General features: G+C 72.1%; 14 protein-coding genes and 1 pseudogene. 6 read left to right on the forward strand and 9 right to left on the reverse strand.

The annotated features are described in order from the left end of the window. Nucleotides 1–99: 99 nt before the first annotated feature. From glgX to ACZ5VQ_RS41330, 3 genes are all read left to right on the forward strand, one after another. Nucleotides 100–2,223: a glycogen debranching protein GlgX gene (glgX, locus tag ACZ5VQ_RS41320; protein ID WP_469109501.1), complete on the forward strand. Its 2,124-nt coding sequence runs from the start codon at nt 100–102 to the stop codon at nt 2,221–2,223. A gap of 194 nt (nt 2,224–2,417) precedes the next feature. After that, on the forward strand, nt 2,418–4,829 hold the full coding sequence (treY, locus tag ACZ5VQ_RS41325; RefSeq protein ID WP_469109502.1) for a malto-oligosyltrehalose synthase: 2,412 nt from the start codon (nt 2,418–2,420) through the stop codon (nt 4,827–4,829). A gap of 173 nt (nt 4,830–5,002) precedes the next feature. Beyond that, nucleotides 5,003–6,253, forward strand: a complete 1,251-nt coding sequence (locus tag ACZ5VQ_RS41330) for a M14 family zinc carboxypeptidase (protein ID WP_469109503.1) — start codon at nt 5,003–5,005, stop codon at nt 6,251–6,253. A 168-nt stretch (nt 6,254–6,421) separates the two neighbouring features. On the opposite strand, the gene ACZ5VQ_RS41335 is transcribed toward ACZ5VQ_RS41330, so the two are convergent. The 3 genes and pseudogenes from ACZ5VQ_RS41335 to ACZ5VQ_RS41345 all read right to left on the reverse strand — a co-directional run bounded on the left by ACZ5VQ_RS41335 (nt 6,422) and on the right by ACZ5VQ_RS41345 (nt 9,092). Beyond that, nucleotides 6,422–6,847 carry an SSI family serine proteinase inhibitor gene (locus ACZ5VQ_RS41335; protein ID WP_469109504.1) on the reverse strand — a complete coding sequence of 142 codons (426 nt, stop codon included), beginning with the start codon at nt 6,845–6,847 and terminating at the stop codon, nt 6,422–6,424. After that, nucleotides 6,844–8,257 (reverse strand): annotated as a pseudogene (locus ACZ5VQ_RS41340) (M14 family zinc carboxypeptidase). The gene ACZ5VQ_RS41335 and the pseudogene ACZ5VQ_RS41340 overlap by 4 nt, the downstream one beginning before the upstream one ends. Before the next feature lie 277 nt (nt 8,258–8,534). After that, nucleotides 8,535–9,092 (reverse strand): DUF1707 and FHA domain-containing protein, encoded by a 558-nt coding sequence (locus tag ACZ5VQ_RS41345; protein WP_362086070.1) that lies wholly within the window; start codon nt 9,090–9,092, stop codon nt 8,535–8,537. Between the two features lie 181 nt (nt 9,093–9,273). Between ACZ5VQ_RS41345 and treZ the strand changes: the two genes are divergently transcribed. Beyond that, entirely contained in the window at nt 9,274–11,019 is a 1,746-nt protein-coding gene (gene treZ, locus ACZ5VQ_RS41350) for a malto-oligosyltrehalose trehalohydrolase (protein ID WP_469109505.1), read from the forward strand. Between the two features lie 117 nt (nt 11,020–11,136). Here the strand turns inward: treZ and ACZ5VQ_RS41355 are convergent, their stop codons facing one another. The 3 genes from ACZ5VQ_RS41355 to ACZ5VQ_RS41365 form a co-directional block, all read right to left on the reverse strand. Then, nucleotides 11,137–12,066, reverse strand: a complete 930-nt coding sequence (locus ACZ5VQ_RS41355; RefSeq protein ID WP_469109506.1) for an aminoglycoside phosphotransferase family protein — start codon at nt 12,064–12,066, stop codon at nt 11,137–11,139. 44 nt (nt 12,067–12,110) lie between these two features. Next, the gene (locus ACZ5VQ_RS41360; RefSeq protein ID WP_469109507.1) at nt 12,111–13,235 is read right to left on the reverse strand and encodes an aminopeptidase P family protein; all 1,125 of its coding nucleotides are present in this window, start codon (nt 13,233–13,235) and stop codon (nt 12,111–12,113) included. A 124-nt stretch (nt 13,236–13,359) separates the two neighbouring features. After that, nucleotides 13,360–13,983 carry a LysE family translocator gene (locus tag ACZ5VQ_RS41365; RefSeq protein ID WP_469109508.1) on the reverse strand — a complete coding sequence of 208 codons (624 nt, stop codon included), beginning with the start codon at nt 13,981–13,983 and terminating at the stop codon, nt 13,360–13,362. A gap of 130 nt (nt 13,984–14,113) precedes the next feature. On the opposite strand from ACZ5VQ_RS41365, the gene ACZ5VQ_RS41370 reads away from it, so the two are divergent. Then, nucleotides 14,114–14,869 carry a phosphodiesterase gene (locus ACZ5VQ_RS41370; protein WP_469109509.1) on the forward strand — a complete coding sequence of 252 codons (756 nt, stop codon included), beginning with the start codon at nt 14,114–14,116 and terminating at the stop codon, nt 14,867–14,869. An 87-nt stretch (nt 14,870–14,956) separates the two neighbouring features. On the opposite strand, the gene ACZ5VQ_RS41375 is transcribed toward ACZ5VQ_RS41370, so the two are convergent. Both ACZ5VQ_RS41375 and cyc2 read right to left on the reverse strand, forming a co-directional pair. Continuing rightward, the gene (locus tag ACZ5VQ_RS41375) at nt 14,957–15,505 is read right to left on the reverse strand and encodes a PDZ domain-containing protein (protein ID WP_469109510.1); all 549 of its coding nucleotides are present in this window, start codon (nt 15,503–15,505) and stop codon (nt 14,957–14,959) included. Between the two features lie 227 nt (nt 15,506–15,732). After that, nucleotides 15,733–17,919 (reverse strand): germacradienol/geosmin synthase Cyc2, encoded by a 2,187-nt coding sequence (gene cyc2 / locus ACZ5VQ_RS41380; RefSeq protein WP_469109511.1) that lies wholly within the window; start codon nt 17,917–17,919, stop codon nt 15,733–15,735. Between the two features lie 309 nt (nt 17,920–18,228). Here cyc2 and ACZ5VQ_RS41385 point away from each other — a divergent pair, with 309 nt between their 5' ends. Further along, nucleotides 18,229–19,521: an endonuclease/exonuclease/phosphatase family protein gene (locus ACZ5VQ_RS41385; RefSeq protein WP_469109512.1), complete on the forward strand. Its 1,293-nt coding sequence runs from the start codon at nt 18,229–18,231 to the stop codon at nt 19,519–19,521. Nucleotides 19,522–19,697: 176 nt separating this feature from the next. Here the strand turns inward: ACZ5VQ_RS41385 and ACZ5VQ_RS41390 are convergent, their stop codons facing one another. Beyond that, on the reverse strand, nt 19,698–20,444 hold the full coding sequence (locus ACZ5VQ_RS41390) for an ABC transporter ATP-binding protein (RefSeq protein WP_469109513.1): 747 nt from the start codon (nt 20,442–20,444) through the stop codon (nt 19,698–19,700).

Consider the following 20,444-nt stretch of genomic DNA (forward strand, 5'->3'; position numbering starts at 1 on the left):
GGTAAGAGGGACGTAAGTCATAGGTGGTTCCATCACTTTCGGGGAGACTCGGGCGGGAGTCGCCCCCGGCGACGTCGCACAACTGGAAGAGTTGCATCCATGCAGGTCTGGCCTGGACAGGCGTACCCACTCGGTGCCACGTACGACGGCGCCGGCACCAACTTCGCGGTCTTCTCGGAGGCCGCCGACCGGATCGAGCTGTGCCTTCTGCACGACGACGGCTCGGAGACGGCGATAGAGCTGCGCGAGACCGACGCGTTCGTACGGCACGCGTACCTGCCCGGCATCATGCCGGGCCAGCGGTACGGCTTCCGTGTGCACGGTCCGTACGCGCCCGAGCGGGGGCAGCGCTGCAACTCCGCGAAGCTGCTGCTCGACCCCTACGCGAAGGCCATAAGCGGCGGCATCGAATGGGGCGAGGAGGTGTACGGCTACCACTTCGGGTCTCCGGGCAAGCGCAACGACCTGGACTCGGCTCCCCACACGATGAGTTCCGTGGTGGTCAACCCGTACTTCGACTGGGGCGACGACCGGCGCCCGCGCACCGAGTACCACCACACGCTCCTGTACGAGGCCCACGTGAAGGGCCTGACGATGCGGCACCCGGGGCTGCCGGACGAGCTGCGCGGCACGTACGCGGCTCTCGCCCACCCCGTCATCATCGAACACCTGACCGAACTGGGCGTCACGGCACTGGAACTGATGCCCGTTCACCAGTTCGTGAACGACCACCGTCTGGTCGACATGGGCCTCAACAACTACTGGGGCTACAACACCATCGGTTTCTTCGCCCCGCACAACGCGTACGCCTCCTGGGGCGACCGCGGACAGCAGGTCCTGGAGTTCAAGTCGGCCGTCCGGGCACTGCACGAGGCCGGTATCGAGGTCATCCTCGACGTGGTCTACAACCACACCGCCGAGGGCAACCACCTGGGGCCGACGCTGTCCTTCAAGGGGCTCGACAACGCCTCGTACTACCGGCTGACGGACGACCCCCGCTACTACATGGACACCACGGGGACGGGCAACTCGCTGCTCATGCGCTCCCCGCACGTGCTCCAGCTGATCATGGACTCGCTGCGCTACTGGGTCACCGAGATGCACGTCGACGGGTTCCGCTTCGACCTGGCGGCGACCCTGGCCCGGCAGTTCCACGAGGTGGACCGGCTGTCGTCGTTCTTCGACCTCGTGCAGCAGGACCCCGTGGTCTCCCAGGTGAAGCTGATCGCCGAGCCCTGGGACGTCGGCGAGGGCGGCTACCAGGTGGGCAACTTCCCGCCCCTGTGGACCGAGTGGAACGGAAAGTACCGCGACACCGTACGGGACATGTGGCGCGGCGAGCCGCAGACGCTCGCGGAGTTCGCGTCCCGGCTCACGGGCTCCTCGGACCTCTACCAGGACGACGGGCGGCGCCCGCTGGCGTCCATCAACTTCGTCACCTGCCACGACGGGTTCACGCTGCACGACCTGGTGTCGTACAACGAGAAGCGCAACGACGCGAACGGCGAGGACAACCGCGACGGCGAGAGCCACAACCGGTCGTGGAACTGCGGGGCCGAGGGCGACACCGACGATCCAGGGGTCCTGGAGCTGCGGGCGCGTCAGATGCGCAACTTCACCGCGACGCTGATGCTCTCCCAGGGCGTGCCGATGCTGAGCCACGGCGACGAGTTCGGGCGCACGCAGAGCGGCAACAACAACGCGTACTGCCAGGACAACGAGCTGTCCTGGGTGCCGTGGCCCGAGAACGCCGAGGGCGAGGGCGATGCCGAGCTGCTGGAGTTCACCCGCGCGATGGTGTGGCTGCGCCGGGACCATCCGGTCTTCCGGCGGCGCCGGTTCTTCCACGGCCGATCCGTGGAGGGCACCCACGACGAGCTGTCGGACATCGCCTGGTTCACCCCCGAGGGCGAGGAGATGACCCAGCGCGACTGGAACTCCACACAGGCGCGGGCCCTGTCGGTGTTCCTCAACGGCAACGCGATCTCGGAACCGGGGCCGCGCGGTGAGCGCATCAGCGACGACTCGTTCCTGCTGATGTTCAACGCCTCGCCGAAGACGCTGGAGTTCGTGGTGCCGGTCAACCACGGGCGCCAGTGGCAGGTCGTCGTCGACACGGCGCGGCCGTCCGGCCTGGAACGCGGCACGGGCGCGAAGGTCCAGGCGGGCGACCGCCTGTCACTGGTGGACCACAGCATGATGGTGCTACAGCGACCGGCGTAGAAGCAGGGAAAGGTCCAGCGGTACCCGGGCGCCTACGAGGGCGCGCGGGTACCGCCGCCCTTCAGGGGCGCGGGGAACTGCGCACCCCAGCCGAAGCGAACCCGCACCTTCAATCGGCGCACCCCGCGGAGCGAGACGCGGAGCGCAAGCGTGTCGATGGCGCAAACCGCCCCCGGGCGGGTACGTAGGTTCCCATGACACCTGAGCGTCCCGACCCGGTGGCCCCCGCCGCGCCGACCGCCACCTACCGGCTCCAGCTGCAACCGGAGTTCCCCTTCGGGGCGGCCGAGGCGGCCGTCCCGTATCTGGCCTCGCTCGGCGTCTCGCATCTGCATCTGTCGCCGGTCCTGGAGTCGGTTCCGGGTTCGGGGCACGGCTACGACGTCGTGGACCACGCGCGCGTACGCGACGAACTCGGCGGCGAGACCGGGCTGCGGTCCCTGTCGCGCACCGCGCGGGAGCACGGTCTGGGTCTCGTGGTGGACATCGTGCCGAACCACATGGCGATGGCCCCGCGCCACAACCACGCCCTGTGGGAGGTGCTGCGCGAGGGCCCCGACTCGCCGTACGCGCGCTGGTTCGACATCGACTGGCGGGCCCACGAGGGACGGATGCTGCTGCCGGTGCTGGGGCAGCCGCTCGGTGCGGAGAGCGGCGCCCTGGAGGTCGACGGGGACGTCCTGCGCTACTACGACCACGTGTTCCCGCTGCGGGCAGGCACGGAGAAGCTGCCGCTGCCCCGGCTCCTGGACGCGCAGTGGTACCGCCTGGGGTGGTGGCGGCTGGCCCGCACGGAGCTCAACTACCGGCGGTTCTTCAGCATCTCGGAGCTCATCGGGGTGCGCGTCGAGGACCCGGAGGTGTTCGCGGCCACGCACGGGAAGATCCTCCAGCTGCTGGACGAGGGCGTGGTCGACGGGCTGCGGATCGACCACCCGGACGGCCTCGCCGACCCCGACGCCTACCTCCGCCGTCTCCACGAGGCGACGGGCGGGCGCTGGACGGTCGTCGAGAAGATCCTCGCGGACGGCGAGCCGCTGCCCGCCGCCTGGCCGGTCGCGGGCACCACCGGATACGACGCGCTGCGGCACGTGGACGGCCTCTTCACGGACCCGGCGGGCGCGGGGGAACTCCTCGGCCAGTACCGGCGGTTCGCGGCCCCCCAGGCCGACCGCGGGGGCGTCTGGGAGGCGACCGTGCGGCGGGCCGCGTACAAGGTGGTCCATCACGAGCTGGCCGCCGAGGTCGACCGGCTCACGCGCGAGGCGGACCGTCTGTGCCGCACCTCGCCCGACCCCGCGCTGCGCGACCGCGCCCCCTGGGCCCTGCGCACCGCTCTGCGGGAACTCCTCGTCCGCCTGGAGGTCTACCGGCCCTACACCTCCGGGGACGCCGCGACGGTCGTCACCGAGGAGGCCGCGGACGAGGCACGCCAGGCCTTCCAGGTGCCCGAGGAGGCCCAGGCGGTCGATCTCGTACGGGGCCTGGTGCTCGGCCGGATCGGCGACGGGCCCGAGCACGAGGCGTTCCGGGCGCGGTTCGCGCAGACCGCGTCGGCGCTGCGGGCCAAGTCCGTGGAGGACACCGCGTTCTACCGTTACGTTCCGCTGCTGTCGGCGACCGAGGTGGGCGGCGAACCGGGGTCCCCGGCCGTGTCCCCGGAGGACTTCCACGCGTACTGCGCGCGGGTGCAGCGCGACTGGCCCGCCACCGGCACCGTCCTGTCCACGCACGACACCAAGCGCAGCGCCGACGTACGGGCGGCGATCTCGGTGCTCACTCAGATGCCGTCGCGCTGGGCCGACCTGCTGGCCGAGGTGACCGGGTGGACGGCGGCCGAAGGGGTCGGCGCGCCGGATCCGCAGGTGGCCTGGGCCGCATGGCAGACAGCGGTCGGGCTCGGTCCCGCGGCCGGGGAGCGGCTCCAGGGCGCGCTCCTGAAGCACGTCCGCGAGGCGGGCCTCGGCACCTCGTGGACCGAGCAGGATCCCGCGTACGAGGCCGCCGTGACGGAGTTCCTCAAGGCGGGGCCGTGCGGGACGCCCGGGCAGCTGGTGGCCGGGTTCCGGAGTTCCGTCGAGCCTCATGTGCGCGCGAACGTCCTGGGGGCCGCGCTGGTCCATCTGACGATGCCGGGCGTGCCGGACCTCTACCAGGGCACGGAGGTCGAGTACCGGGCTCTGGTGGACCCGGACAACCGGCGGCCCGCGGACTTCCCGCCGGTCGACCCGGACGGCCTCTCCGCGGAGAAGGCCGCGCTCACCGGGGCCGCGCTGCGGCTGCGCGGGCGGCGGCCCGCCGTCTTCGGCGAGTCGGCGACGTACACGCCGCTTCTCGCCCAGGGTCCTGGCGCCGCGCACTGTGTGGCGTTCGTGCGCTCCGGGGAGGTGGTCACGGCCGTCACCCGGCTGTCGCTGCGCCTGGAGGAGGCGGGCGGCTGGCGCGACACGGTACTTGCGTTGCCCGCGGGGCGGTGGGCGGACCTGCTCGCTCCGGGGCGGGAGTTCACGGGGCACGCGCGCGTGGAGGAGCTTTTCGGACCGTTGCCCGTGGTGCTGCTGGAGCGGATCGACGACTCCGGCGGCGGATCCGGGGTGGGCGGCTGACCGGCGGCGCCCGGCGGAGTGCACGGGCCGCGCCCGCCGTCCGGGGGCAAATTGCCCCCCGGCTACCGGTAAATGCTGCTGGGCGCTCCCTGGTGGCGCCCCTTCACATCCTTGACAGTTCATCCGGTCCGTGGAGTACTGCGGATTGCGACGCCGGGCGGACCTAGTCGGGGGTGAGTCTCCTGCCGGAGCTGCGCTACCCCAGTGTGACCGAAATCGTCTCCTCGGCCCGGGCGTTGGCGGCCCACCGGCCGGGCCTGTGTTTGCTCAGACAGGTCGGTTCCTCGCGCGCCGGCCGGCCCCTGCACGTGCTCTCCGTGGGCCACGCCGCGCGCGCGGTGCTGGTCGTCGCGGGCGCCCACGCCAACGAGCCCACGGGCGGTTCTACCCTCCTGTCGCTGGCCGAACGGGTGCTGCGCGAGCGGGAGTTGCGGGCCGACACCTCCTGGCACTTCCTGCTCTGCGCGGACCCGGACGGCGCCAGTCTCCATGTGACGCCGGCGCCGCGCACCCTGCTCGACTACCACCTCGGCTTCTTCCGTCCGGCGGGGCCCGAGCAGCCCGAGTGGTCGCCGTCCGTGCTGCCGCCCGACCGGCTGCCGCCCGAGACGCGGGCCCTGACCCGGGTCATCGACGAACTCCGCCCCTACCTCCAGGTCACCCTCCACGGAACGGATCTCGGCGGCAGCTGGGTGCAGTTGACCAAGGACATCCCGGGGCTCGCCGAACCGTTCGCCAAGTCCGCGGCGGAGCTGAACATCCCGGTCGAGACGGGCGCCTCGGACGCCGCCGGCTGGCCCACCTCCGGGCCGGGTGTGCATGTGATGCCCGCCCCGGGTTCGGACCTGGCGTACCCGAGCATGCCGGACGACGCCCGGCACAGCACCTGGTACCACGCCCACCGGTACGGCGGTCTGACCGCGGTGGTCGAGGTGCCGATGTGGGCGAGCGACCTGGTCGACGATCCCGCGCCGCATCCCGCCCCGGCGGCGGCGATGCGACGGCTGGCGCGTCGCCTCCGCCAGGACGCGATCCAGGTCGAGAGCGTCCTCGCCGAGGCGCTGCCGCGCCTTCCCGGACCGGACGGTCCGCTGCTGCGCGCCTCCAAGTGGGCGCTGGAGCTGGTGCCGGGACTGGCGGGCGACTGGGCGCAGGTGCCGCCCGCGGACTCCACGATGGCGTACGTGGGCAGCGTGGACGCGTTCGGCCGACGGCTCCCGCTGCGGGCCGCGGCGATGCTCCTGCGGGTCCTCCAGGAGGCCGACGACCGCGCCGCGCCCCCTCTGGAGCGTCTGGTCGCGTCCTGGAGCGAGGCGTTCGCGGAGCGTTTCCGGGCGCGCTGGGTGCCGCTGGAGCATCAGGTCGAGCACCAGAGCCGCACGGTGGTGGCGGCGGCACGGCACGCCCGGGACCGGGCGGCTTGAGGCACGCGCGCGTGGAGGCCGTTTCTGCGGCACGCGCGCGTAGGTCTCTTCGTCGCCGCACGCGCGCGTGGGCCAGTTCGTGCGGCACGCGCGCGTGCCCGGCGGTCGGCTCGCGCGCGTGCCCGGCGGTCGGCGCGCACGCGTATCCGGCGGTTCCCTGCGAACGGCTCAGTCCGACAGGGCGAACACCGATCCCGTCCGTGCCGCCATCACACAGGAGTTGGAGTGCGTCTCCTCGTACGTGACCGCGCGGCCGCCCCACTCGCCGCGCGCGGAGGCGGCCACCGGCGCGTAGATCATCGGGCAGTAGACCTCCTTGGGCGGGATGCGGCCGATGTCGCCGCCCGCGGCCCGGAGTTCCGCGCAGGCCCGTACCGCGTGCGCGTGGCCCTGGGGCGGGTCGCACAGCAGCAGCGTGCCGCGCGTGTCGCTGGAGCGGGCGTCGCCCCGGGTGACGGTGACGTAGAGCCAGTTGCCCGCGAGCGACTCCGGAGGCGCCGCCGCCCGGGCCGGCACCGAACCCGCCACGAGGAGGGCACAGACGGTCAGCAGACAGGCCCGTACGGCCGCCGTCGCTTTGTGAGTGTTCGTCATTGCCAGTGCATCGGCACACCGGGCCCCGCAGCCCACCCCGACTCACTCGAACGGCACTTCGGCCCTCATCGGAGGCGTGCCGAGCGGACTCGCGCCGGGCGGCGCGACGGGTGCCTGGTGCCGCGCCAGGTCGAACGCGGCGAGTACCACGCGCGCGTGGTACTCGACCTGCCGCGCCACCGGGATCCAGCGAGCCCCGTGGCCGTCGTGGTAGTCCGCGCACCACTCGTCGATGAGCCGGTCGAGGTCGGCCGTCGCACCGGACGGGTCCTGCCCCGCAGCGGCCACCAACTGGCGCAGCAGCCCCGCCGTGCGCAGCGCTATCCGCCGCCCGGAGATGCGCAGCGCGGTCAGCCGGGCCGTGTCGAGCGGCGGCAGCGGACGGGCGCCGCCGTCCGCGTCGGTGTCCGGACCGGTGTCGGGGTCCCAGGAGTCGGCGAGGCCGGGGCAGACCAGTAAATAGTCGTCGACCGGCGCGAGGAGACGGTCCGCGTCCGGAGCCGTGTCAAGGGAGGGGCGGATACGGGCCAGCAGGACCTCCAGAAGGGCCGTGTCGCGCCGCAGCGTGCGGCTGACGGCCCGCAGGGCCCCGTCGGTGTCCGCGGGCACCGAGCCGTCCCCCACGGCCGCCACGCCCCACATGGGCGCCTCGACGACGGCGGTCACCGTGCCGTACCGGTGCGGGTGGAACCAGGTGGACTCGACCGCCGCCTCCGTGATGGCCGCGGCCAGGTCGCCGCGCCGCGGGGGCGGGATCCGGTAGACCGCGGGCCCGAGGGTGGGCCAGTACAGCGTGTCGTACGGGCCGAGTTCCAGCGGGATGCCCAGGCGCCCCGCGATGTGCGCGAGGCGCGGCGCCAGCCCGGGCAGGTCGCGGGTCAGCTCGACGAAGCCGCCGCCCACGTCGACACCGTGCAGGGAGCACTGGAAGAAGGGCCGCAGTTCGTCCTGGAGGGCGAGCAGCGCGCGGGTCTCCGGCAGGGCTGCCGCCGCCGCGCCGTCGGGCAGCCACTCGGGCTGTTCGAGGAAGCCCGGGCGGAAGAAGTGCCGGAAGTAGTGGCCGAGGGTGTACGGGCCCGACAGCCAGCCCTCGTTGCGGCGGGCGCCGTCGGGGTCGAGGCACAGCAGCAGGTTCCAGGTCACGTCGGCGCCGTCGCACAACCGGGGGTCGGCGAGGGCCCGTTCGGCGAGCCGCAGGGCGGTGGCGCCGCCGACCGGCTCGTTGGCGTGGGGTCCCGCGACGATCAGGGCCTGGCGGCTGCCGTGTCCGACGGACAGCAGCAACAGGGGCAGTCCGGCCCGTGACGTGCCCACTTGGCGCAGCCGGGCGTCCCGTGGGCGGCGGTCGACGAGCGCGGCCGCCCGCACGCCAAGTTCGTCGACGGACAGGTAGCGGAGGAGTGGCGGCAGCGTCTTGACCTCCGCTGTGAAGAGCCATCGATTCACTTGGTGTGCATGGCGTACGCACAGTGAGTCACGACTACGGAGGCACGTCAACACCACGGCACGGCCGAAACGTTCACATCGGCCTGGGCCGTCCGGCGGAGGCTTCGGTTCCGTCGGGGTGGAGCAAGCAGGCCCGGTACCTGCGCCCCTTCAGGGGCGCGGGGAACTGCGCGACCAGCCACAGCGAACCCGCACCCGACGAACGAGCAGCTGCAGGACCACCCTCCCGCACAGCGAAGCGTCAGTCCGCAGCGAGCCGGAACGCCATCCGCCCGAAGCTGACCTGGTCACCGACCTGGACAACAGCGGCACCGATCACACGCCGCCCGTTCACGGACGTGCCGTTGGTCGAGCCCAGATCCCGCAGCACCCACATACCGCCCTGGCGGGTGAGCTCGGCGTGCACCCGGGACACCGTCTCGTGACTGAGCCGCAGACCGCTGGCCGGGTCGCGGCCGATGCGCAGCGGGTACCGGTTCTCCGGCCGGGGCAGCAGCAGCTTGGGCAGCTTCTCGGCCTGCCACGCCCTGCGCAGCCGCACGGTGAAGCCGGAGACCGCCTCGACCGCGCCGAACAGCGCCCGCGACCAACGGTTCTCCGTCCGGAGGTCGGCGGTGAGCGCGGCGAGTTCGTCCAAGGTGCGGGCGGCGAAGGCGAGTTCCATCCGCAGGACGAACGTGTCGTGCGAGAGCCTTCCCAGGGCGACGCCCTCCCGCAGCACCCTCAGCGCCCGGTCGCGCTCGGCGTCCGACAGCCGCGCGGGAGCGGGATAGGTGTGGAACTCGGAGGACGACGTCACGGAGCCGATTGTCTGGCAGCACGGCCGGAGTGTCCAGAAAACGCAGCACTTCAGAGGAGCACCTACGTCGGATCCGGTCCTTTCAAGTCGTTCGATCCGGAGGATTCGAAGGTGAATTGATCTCGTTTGACGCACCATGGGACCGGCGACGTCACGGTGAGCAGACGAGGGAGAACCGTCCGTGCAGTTCGAGGTGTGGGCACCACAGGCCGACCGCATGACGCTCCACTGCGCGGACACCACGCGCGCGCTGGAGCCCGATCCGGAGCGCGTGGGGTGGTGGACGGGGGAGGCCGAGGCGCAGGACGGGACGCGGTACGGGTTCGCGGTGGACGACGGCCCCGTACTGCCCGATCCGCGCTCGCGCCGGCAGCCGGACGGGCCCGACGGGCTGAGCGCGGTCGTCGACCACGAGCGGTACGCGTGGCGTACGGAGTGGGCGGGGCGCGGGCTGCCGGGCGCCGTGCTGTACGAGCTGCACGTGGGCACGTACACGCGCGAGGGAACCCTGGACGCGGCGGCCGAGCGGCTCGGGCATCTGGTGGAACTGGGCGTGACGCACGTCGAGTTGATGCCGCTGTGCCCGTTCCCGGGGCGGCACGGCTGGGGGTACGAGGGCGTGTCGCTGTGGGCCGTGCACGAGTCGTACGGCGGCCCCGAGGCGCTGAAGCGCTTTGTCGACAGGGCGCACGAGCTGGGGCTCGGTGTCGTCCTGGACGTCGTGCACAACCACCTGGGGCCGTCCGGCAACTACCTGCCCGCCTTCGGGCCGTATTTCACGGAGACGCACCACACGCCCTGGGGCTCGGCCGTGAACCTGGACGCGCCCGGTTCGGACGAGGTGCGTGCGTTTCTGCTCGGCAGCGCGCTGGCGTGGCTGCGCGACTACCGGTTCGACGGGCTGCGGCTGGACGCCGTGCACGCGCTGCACGACACGCGCGCGTGCCACTTCCTGGAGGAGCTGTCGGCCGCCGTGGACACGTTCGCCGAGGAGCAGGGGCGGCCGCTGTTCCTCATCGCCGAGTCGGACCTGGCGGACCCGCGGATCATCACGCCCCGCAAGGAGAACGGGCTCGGCCTGCACGCGCAGTGGAACGACGACTTCCACCACGCGCTGCACACCGCGCTGACCGGTGAGGCGCAGGGCTACTACGCGGACTTCGGCCGGTCCCCGCTCGCCTCGGTCGCCAAGACACTGACCTCCGGCTTCTTCCACGACGGTACGTATTCGAGCTTCCGCGGTCGCCGTCACGGCCGCCCGCTGGACGTCACGAAGGTCTCCGCACACCGCCTCCTGGGGTATGCGCAGACCCACGACCAGATCGGCAACCGCGCCCAGGGCGACCGGCTCTCGGCGTCCCTCTCCCCCGGCCTGCTGGCCTGCGCGGCCGCACTGACGCTGACCGGGCCGTTCACGCCGATGCTGTTCATGGGCGAGGAGTGGGCGGCGGGCACGCCCTGGCAGTTCTTCACGGACCACACGGATCCCGAGCTCGCGGAGGCCGTACGCCGGGGCAGGCGCCGGGAGTTCGCGGCGCACGGCTGGGCCGAGGAGGACGTCCCCGACCCGCAGGACCCCGCCACCCGTGACCGCTCCTGCCTGGACTGGTCCGAGCCGGAGAACGGGCTCCACGCGCGCGTGCTCGACTGGTACCGCGAACTCATCGCCCTGCGGCACACCCAGCCGGACCTCTCCGACCCGGACCTCGCGGACGTCAAGGTCGCCTTCGACGAGCGCACCCGCTGGCTCGCCTTCCGGCGCGGTGACGTCCGGGTGGCCGTGAACCTCGGCAAGGACCCCGCGGCGATCCCCCTCGGCACCCGGCAGGCCCGCGTACTGGCGGCGTGGGAACCGGTGGAGGTGCCGGGGGCGGACGGGGTACTGAGCCTGCCGGGCGAGTCGTGCGTGGTGCTTCAGCAGGGGTGACGGGGGTGCGGCGGGCGGGGCGCCGGCGGGAATGGTGCCCCGCCCGGCGCCGGGGTCACGTAAACGCTTGCGCAAGCGTTTACGCGCGCCACCCCCGGCCCAGCTCCCGAACTCCGCCTAAAGCGTCTCGTCCGTCTCGTCCCGCAGTTCCGTGACCCGTTCCAGGAGGATCGCCTCCCAGGAGCGCCGCAGTTGGGAGCGGAGGAGCGGCAAGGGGCTGTCGTCCTGGTTCCGGAGGCGGTCGGCGAGGCGGGTCAGGGCGTCGCAGCGGGCGAGCCACAGGCCTCGCAGACACGGGCGGGCGCCATAACCGGCGAGGGTGGCCGCGCGGACGGCGGCGGGGGCGCCGACGGCCAGGGCGAGGCCCGCGATGTCCTCGGCCGGGTCGCCGACCACCGCGTCGGTCCAGTCGAGGACGCCTCGTACGCGCCCGTCGGCGCTGACCACGAGGTGTTCGCCCTTGAGGTCGTGGTGGACGAGGAAGGCGGCGCCGGGCTGCGCGGCGAGCTGGCCGGCCGCGGGCGCGGTCAGCTGGTGGAGCCGGGCGGGGTCGAACTCGTCGGCGGCGGCGAGCTGTTCGGCGGCGCGTTCGGCGGCGGTCCGGAGCACTTCGAGGGACCGGGGCGCGGCCCGGGGCACGCCGAACGCCTCGGCCTGGCGCACCGGCACCTCGCGCAGTCCCGTGAGCAGTCCCGCCAGGTCGGCCTCGCCCACGGCGGAGACGTCCTGCCGCTCGCCGGAGCCGCCCGGGATCAGTGTGTCGAGCGTGTACGTCAGACCGCTCGCCCACTCGCCGTGCGCGATGCTCACCGGCACGGAGACGCCGATGTGGGGGCGCACCAGGTCGCGCAGCCGCAGTTCGCGCCGCTGGCGCAGGGAGGCCTCGCGGTCCGGGGCGAGCCGCAGCACATGGCGTGCGCCCACGAACCAGGTGGAGTGCTCGCCGCCTTCGGCGACGGGCCGGATCTCGGGCCCGCCGCCGTCCGGGAGGAGGGAGCGGACGAGGCGTCGCACGGTGTCCGCGGTGGGTGTCGCTGCCTGGGTCATGGTCGCGCCGTCTGCCGTTCGGGGTCCGGTTCTCCTGGGGGTGGTCAGTGCACGACTGCCATCTCCCGGGAGGTGTTGTTGAGGCGGCGTCCGCCGTCCTCGGTGACCGTCACGATGTCCTCTATGCGTACGCCGAAACGGCCCGGCAGATAGATTCCGGGCTCCACGGAGAAGCACATCCCGGGCACGAGCCGCTGTTCCTCGCCCTCGATCATGTAGGGCGGTTCATGGGTGGTGACGCCGATGCCGTGCCCGGTGCGATGGATGAAGCGGTCGCCGTACCCGGCCTCGGTGATGTGCGCGCGGGCGACCCGGTCGACGTCCTGGCAGGCGATGCCCGGCCGTACGGCCCGGAACGCCGCATCCTGGGCCTCGCGGACGACGTCGTGGACCCGCCGCTCCTCGGCGGTCGGCTCGCCGACGTGCACGGTGCGGGAGGTGTCGGAGCCGTAGCCGTGCTTCAGTCCTCCGAAGTCGAGGACGACCATGTCGCCGTTCTCGATGACGCGTTCGCCCGCCTCGTGGTGCGGGTTGGCGCCGTTCGGTCCCGACCCGACGACCGTGAAGTCCACCTGTGAGTGCCCGAACCGCCGCAGCAGCCCGGCGAGGTCACCGGCGACCTCCGACTCGCGGCGACCGGCGAAGGAGACCTTGAGGATCTCCTCGTACGTCGCGTCCGCGGCCTCTCCCGCCGCCGTCAGACGCTCCAGTTCCGCCGCGTCCTTGACGGCCCGGAGCATCGGCAGTCCCTCGGTGAGGGAGACGTACGAGGTGCCGGGCAGTGCCTTCTGGAGGCCCAGCAGGTGGAGCGCCCAGGCGTTGTCGCTGACCCCGAAGCGGCCCCCGGCGTCGAGGAGCGGGGCCGTCGTCGCGTACGGGTCCTTGCCGTCGGTCCAGTCGCGCAGGGTCAGCGCGGGCGCGCCCGCCGCCTTCTCGGCGTCCGGGGCCTCCAGGGTGGGCACGACGAGTACGGGCTCCTGTCCGGCGGCGAGCACCAGCAGGGTGAGCCGCTCGGTGGCCGCGGGCGGCGCGTAGCCGGTGAGCCAGACGAGGTCAGGGCCGGGAGCGACGAGCACCCCGGCGAGCCCCGCGTCGGCGGCGGCCCGCGCGGCTCGCTCCATCCGCGCCTGGTAGTCGTCGGCGGTGAAGGGCGCGGGCGTGCCGGTCATCCGGGCCTCCGTGGGTCAAAAGGGGCTACGGGCAGCATCCTGCCCGGACAGCGGGGGCGGCGCGAGCCGGTCACCGCGACTTTCACGACAGCGCCTTCCGCGACAGCACCTTCCGGTGACGGCATCAGCTCTCCAGGGCGAGGCGGGCGCCGAGGAGCAGCAGCACTCCTCCGGAGACCTGTTCCAGCCTGCGCCGCACACCGGCCCGGGACAGCACGGTCTTCATCCGGCCGACGAACCAGACGTACAGGCCGTAGTAGCCGATCTCGTAGACCGCCCAGAGGGCGGCGAGCCCCACCATGGTGGGCAGGTGCGGGGCACCCTCCGGCACGAACTGCGGGAGGAAGGACATCGCGAAGATCGCCGCCTTGGGGTTGGCGAGGTTGATCAGCAGCCCGGTCCGGTAGGAGGCCCAGCCGCTCTTCCCGCCGCTCCGACCCAGGCCGTCGTCCGCGGCGCCCTTGGCGCGCCGCGCCTGCCACAGCATCTGTACGCCGAAGACGACGAGCACGACGGCGCCCACGACGCGCATCACGTCGTACGCCATTTCGGAGGCGGCGAGCAGTGCGGTGAGGCCGAACGCGGCGACGACTCCCCAGACGAAGACGCCGGTCTCGTTGCCCAGCACCGTCAGGAATCCGGAACGCCTGCTCTGCAGGGACTGCCTGATGATCAGCACCGTGCTCGGTCCGGGCGAGGCGGCGATCAGGGTGCAGGCGCCGAGGAAGGCGAGAAGGGTGCTCAGCATGGGGCCCATCGTGGCCCGGTGGAGGGGGCGCGGCCAAGACATTTAACGATCCTCGATTGCCCAACCATTAGTTCTAATGCTTGGATGCGTTCAGACCATTAAGTAGCAACCTGGGGGAGGCGGAACCACCATGCTCGTGCTCGCACACATCAGCGACCTGCATCTCGACGGGACCGAGCGGGCGACGGAGCGCGCCCAGCGGGTACGGGACCGGCTGTGGGAGCTGCCGGGCCCGGTGGACGCCCTGCTGGTCACCGGGGACATCGCGGACCACGGGACGGAGGCCGAGTACGAGGAGGCGGCGCGCATCCTGGGGCTGCGGGACCGCGGCGCCCCCTTCCCCGTACTGACCTGTCCGGGCAACCACGACAGCCGTGCCCCCTACCGCAAGGCGCTGCTCGGCGAACCGGCGGGCGACGGGCCGGTCAACAGCGTGCGGGTCTTCGACGACGCGGCCGTCCTGATGTGCGACTCCAGCGTGCCGGGCAGCGACGAGGGAGAGCTGGACGAGGAGACGTACGCCTGGATCGAGGAGACGCTCGACGAACTCGACGGCACACTGCCGGCGCTGCTCGCCTTCCACCACCCGCCGGTGGCGCTGCATCATCCGCTGCCGGACGCGTGCCAACTGCGCCGGCCGTCGGCGCTGGCCGCGCTGCTGAAGCGCAGGAGCGAGGTCGCCGGGATCATCACCGGGCACGCCCACACGCCCGCGGCCACGACGTTCGGCGGGCTGCCACTGGTCGTCGGGCCCGGAGTGACGTGGACGCTGCGGCTGCCGTGGGAGGGCGAGGGGGCGGCGGACTGGGAGGCGCCTCCCGGATTCGCCTTTCATGTGCTCGACGACGAGGGCCGGTTGACGACCCACTTCCGGGTGGCCGTGTGACGCCGGGGTCGGTGTGGCCGTGTGACGCCGAGTCCAGTGTGGCCGTGTGACGCCGGGGCCGGTGTGGCCGTGTGACGCCGGGGCCCGTCAGGTGACGACCCCGGGGGTCACCGACAACTGCTGGTAGCCGCCGCTCGCGTGCCGCAGTGTGAGCGTGACCGCCGTGCCGGGGCGCGCGGCGGCGACGGCCCGCGCGAGGTCGGCGGCCGAGTCGACACGGGTCCTGCCGAAGACGAGCAGGACGTCACCCCGTACGAGACCCGCGGTGTACCCGGGGCCGGGGACGTGCACGCCGATGAGGAGCGCGCCCGGGCCGTCGGGGGCGTCGACTGCCTCCACGCCGAGGGTGGGCCGCTCTTCGGGCGAGTCGTTCCGCGGATCCCGGGACGGATTCTTCGGCGAGGCCGAACTCCCCGCGCCCGGGGCCGACTCGGTGCCGCCCGGCCCCTGCTTCGATCCCTGCGCCGGACCCTCCGCCGACCCCTGCGCCGGGCCTGAAGCCCCCTGGGCGCCGCCCGCTCCACCCGCCTCCCTCCGCAGGTCGGCCAGCTTGCTCATCCCGATCACCGTGGCGCCCACGGTGCCGAGGCCGATCCCCGACAGCACGAGGACCGCCCCGACGAACAGGCTGAACAACAGGGTGATGAGCCGTCGCCCGCGCCGGCGTGCGGCGTGCGGGCGGCGGACCGGGGGGGGGGGGGGGGGGGGGGGGGGGGGGGGGCCCCCCCCCCCCCCCCCCCGGCCCGGCATCGGCTTGGGACGCAACGCAGTCTGTTCCATGGATGATCGCCTCCGGCCAGAGCCCTACCCTCCGCACCGGCACGCCACGATCCTCGAACGGGTGATGCGAGGCGGCGGTCCCGTCAGAGGGCTCCGATCGACGCCCGCTGCCGGCTCGTGGCGACCGGCAGGCCCGGGAGCTGTCCTGGTACGAAGCCGTGGGCGCGGCGGGCCAGGTCGGCGGCCCCGTAACGGCGGCAGTCGTAGTGCCACTTCAGGATGCCTGCCATCCAGTTCTGCAGCTCGACCACATAGCCCTCCATGATCTCGCGGGCCTCGTCGGAGAGTTGGAAGTCCTCGTAGAGGAGAGGGAACTCGTTGGCCGCGACATGCTGGAACTGCTTCATCCGCTGGGTCATGAGGTCGTGGACGACGCCGAGTCCCGTCGGGTAGTCGCAGCCGAAGAAGTTCTGCACGACGAGGATCAGGTTGTGCACCTCCCCCTCGTACTCGATCTCCTTCTGGTACGAGAAGACGTCGTTGATGAGCATCCCGTAGTCGATCGCGGCGTTCTCCAGCGAACGGACCGGACCGCTGCGGTAGACCTCGGGAGGCACCGCCGGGCCGTGGCCCAGGCGGCACAGACTCTTGGTGAGGTCGGAGCCGAAGGTGGCGCGACGCATCTCCAGGAAGTCGACGGGGTCGGGGATGCGGTTCTGGAGCTGGTTGGACAGCTCCCACACCCAGCTCTCGGTCATCACGTCCACCGAGGCCCGGAAGGTGCGGCGCGCCTCCGGGGTCATCGTGACCGTCGTGCGCCGCCACAGATCGGCGAGGGCGCGCTCCATCGCGTTGGCCGGGGGCGGGATCTCCTCGCCCGCGAGGGGCATACAGGCGGAGAGCCGCTCGGTGCACAGCTTCGCCGCGGCCACGTCACGCCGGTGCCCGAACACCATCGGGTAGTAGTCGTCGCCGTACGTCCCCCACACGAGCCACTGCGCGCTGAGGTCCAGGGCCTCCGGCGTACCGTCGGGATCGAGGCCCGCCGAGCACAGCGGCAGGTCGTAGGCGGCGAGCTTGTCCTCGTCCCAGACGCCCTCCTCCAGGATGCCCATGCTGTGGGCCCACGGCGTGATGCGCTGCCGGGCCCCGTCCAGATCGGCGTTGAGACGGACCTGGAACGGCATGTAGAAATCAGGGAGTTGGGAGGGCCCCACCTTCTGGTACGGCACATGGGTGTACGCGCGCAGTCGCTCGGCACCGGCGGCGGCGAGCAGCGCACCGACGTCGGCGGCGGAGGTGCCGGGACCCGTGAGGCCGCTCAGCGGTGAGGTCGCGAGAGCCCCCTCGTTCATGTAGCGGCTCGACCGCAGGTGCCACTCGTGGCCGCCCGACTGCCAGTCCTGCAGCCCCTGTGCGTACGCGCCGATCGCCCGGACCTCGTCCGGTGTGAGGCCCTTGTCCAGGGCCAGCGCGGGCACTTCGGTCAGCGCGGTGTGCTCGAACTGGTGCAGCCGGGAGGTGAGGATGTCGTTGACCGTGTCGGCGGCCTGCTGGGTGGTGCAGCCGAAGAAGGTCTCCAGGACGAGCACGCCGTTGCTCAACTCGCCCTCGTCCTCGACCTCCCGCTGGTAGGAGAAGAGGTCGTTGCGCAGGTGCACGGCGTCGGAGAAGGTCTCCATCAGCACGCGCAACGGCCGTGTGCCGGCGACGGGTTCGGGGACCTCGGCCGTCGCGTACTCCACGAGCCCCGCCGACCAGGGGGCGCCGCCGACCTTGCGGCGCATCTCGATGTACTCGACGGGGTTGGCGATCCGCCCCTCGTTGATGTTGGACAGCTCCCACATCGACTCGTTGAGCAGATGCTCGGTGGACTCGGCGAACCGCTTGCGCCAGCCCAGGGACATCGAGGGAACCGTGCGTGCCCACAGGTCGGCGAGTCCCGCCTCGACGGGATTACGCGGCTCCGGCACGGGGGCCGACAGGTCGAGCGGCATGAAGAGCGGGAGCCGGTCCAGGTAGTCCTTGCCGCCGGAGCGGTCCTGGCTGCGCTTGAAGGTCTCCAGGAAGTGGTCGTCGAAGAAGAAGACCCACACGTACCAGTCGGTGATGAGCGAGAGGGCCGGTCCGTCGCACTCCGGATGCGTGTACGCGCACAACAGGCCGTAGTCGTGCGCGTCGAGGTCGGCCTGCTCCCAGATACCGGAGCCCTCCAGCATGCCCATACCGCGCGCCCACTCGCTCGAATGGGCGCGCGCCTCGTCGAGATGCGGGTTCAGCCGCGCGGGATACGGCATGTAGAAGTGCGGGAGTTCGAACGGCTGCGTCATGGCCCGGCCCTACCCGCGGCCTCCCACAGGCATCCGTACGGCGGCACATGATCGCACCATCGCGTGAACGGATGAGTGTCGGGAGGCGGTTCGGGGAAAGGTGTGCTGTTCCGCGCCCTGCGGGCGGGCTCAAGAGTGTGTGCGGTGAACCCGTACGACGTGCGTACACCAGGGCGTCGGCCGTCCGAAAGCCCCGCTTCACCGTCGTCCGCGAGTCGTCGGCAGACCCTTGTGCCACCCGCATCTACGCGCGCAGACTACGGGAGTTCACGTGCCCTCCTCGTCTCTCCTCCCTCCCCCGGAGTACCGATGAACCACCCCAGACCGCACCGCCCGTCGTTCTCCCGCCGCACCGCGCTCGCCGGTCTCACCGGAGCCGCGCTGGCCGGCACGACGGCGTTCGGCGCTTCCGCCTCCGCTTCCCCCTCCGCGTCCGCGTCCGCGTCCGCAGGCTCGTCCCGGCGTGCCGTCCGTTTCGCCACCTTCAACGCCTCGCTGAACCGCGGCACTCAGGGCGCCCTCGTCACGGACCTGTCCACGCCGGACAACCAGCAGGCCCGCAATGTCGCCGAGACGATCCAGCGGGTCGACCCCGACGTTCTGCTGATCAACGAGTTCGACTACGACGAGGACGGCACCGCGGTCCGGCTGTTCCTCCGCAACTACCTGGCCGTGGGCCAGAACGGCGCGAAGCCGGTGCGTTTCCCGTACCGCTTCACCGCGCCCGTCAACACCGGTGTCGCCTCCGGGGTGGACCTCGACGGCAGGAACGGCGCCGTCACCACGCCGGGTTCCGACGCGTACGGGCAGGACGCCTTCGGGTACGGCTGGTTCCCCGGCCAGTACGGCATGGCCGTCCTCTCCAAGTACCCCATCGACGTCCGGGCGGCCCGTACCTTCCAGCGCTTCCTGTGGAAGGACATGCCGGGCAACGTCATGCCGGAGGGCTACTACAGCGCGGAGGCCACGGCGGTCCTGCGGCTGTCCTCCAAGAGCCACTGGGATCTGCCGGTCCGGCTCGGCCACGGTTCCTCCTCCACCGTGCACTTCCTCGTCTCGCATCCCACTCCGCCCACCTTCGACGGGGCCGAGGACCGCAACGGGCGGCGCAACCACGACGAGATCCGGCTGTGGGCGGACTACATCGGGGGGCGGCGGCGGGGGGCGTACCTGTACGACGACCGGGGGGTACGGGGCGGTCTGCGGGGCGGGGCCCGGTTCGTGATCGCGGGTGATCTCAACGCCGATCCGTTCGACGGGGACAGTTACGACAACGCGGTGCGTCAGCTCCTCGATCACTCGGCTGTGCGGGAGCCTGGCGTGCCGCCCGCCTCTCGTGGTGGCGTCGAGGCCTCGCGGCTTCAGGGGGGTGCCAATGCCTCTCATGTCGGTAACCCGGCGTACGACACGGCGGACTTCGGTGACGCCTCGCCCGGCAATCTGCGCGTCGACCATGTCATTCCGTCCCGTGGGCTGATCCCTGTCGGCAACGGGGTCTTCTGGCCCACGGCCGACGATCCGCTCTACCGGCTGGTCGGCAACGGGACGGTGGTCCCGACGTCGGACCATCGGATGGTCTGGCAGGACGTCCGGCTGGGGTGACGGGGCTTCTTTCGCCCCCGCCGCCCCTACCCATTCCCGTCCCTTACTCAGGGGCTCCGCCCCTGAACCCCCGCTCCTCAAACGCCGGAGGGGCTAAGGACTGCGCAGTTCCCCGCGCCCCTTAAAGGGGCGCGGGGAACTGCGCTACCAGCCACAGCACACCCGCACCCGTCCCCTCACCCCCGTACCGCCCTCCCCACCTCCGCCCGCAACCCCACGAACTCCGGCAACCCCCGCGTCGCGATCTGGTCGCGCTTGCCCGGGAGGGTGACGGGGAGGTCGAGGACGATCCGGGAGGCGGGGCCGGACGAGAGGACGACCACGCGGTCCCCCACGTACACGCTCTCGTCGATGTCGTGCGTGACGAACACGATCGTCGGGGCCTCGGCCTGATGCACCTCAAGGAGGAGGTCCTCAAGGTCCTCGCGTGTCTGGGCGTCGAGGGAGCCGAAGGGCTCGTCCATGAGGAGGAGGGAGGGGCGGCAGACGAGGGCGCGGGCGATCGCGACGCGTTGTTGCATACCGCCGGAGAGCTGCCAGGGATGCCGCCGCCCGGCGCCGGGAAGCCCCACCCGTTCCAGCATCCGCTCGGCCTCGTCCCGCCGCTCGGCCCGTCCGAGGCCCCTCCGACGCAGGGGAAGGGCGACGTTCTCCCGGACGGACAGCCAGGGGAAGAGCGACCGCCCGTAGTCCTGGAAGACGACGGCGAGCCGGTCGGGCACACCGGTGACGGGCTCCCCGTCGACGCTGACGGAGCCCTCCCGCACGGGCTGCAACCCCGCGATGGTGCGGAGCAGTGTCGACTTGCCGCACCCGGACGGCCCGACGACACAGAGGAGTTGACCGTCGGGCACGGTGAGTGTGATGTCGTGCAGCACGGGATGGTCGCCGTACCACTGGCTGAGCGAGTCGAGGCGGAGCAT

This window comes from Streptomyces sp. NPDC033178, assembly GCF_055577685.1.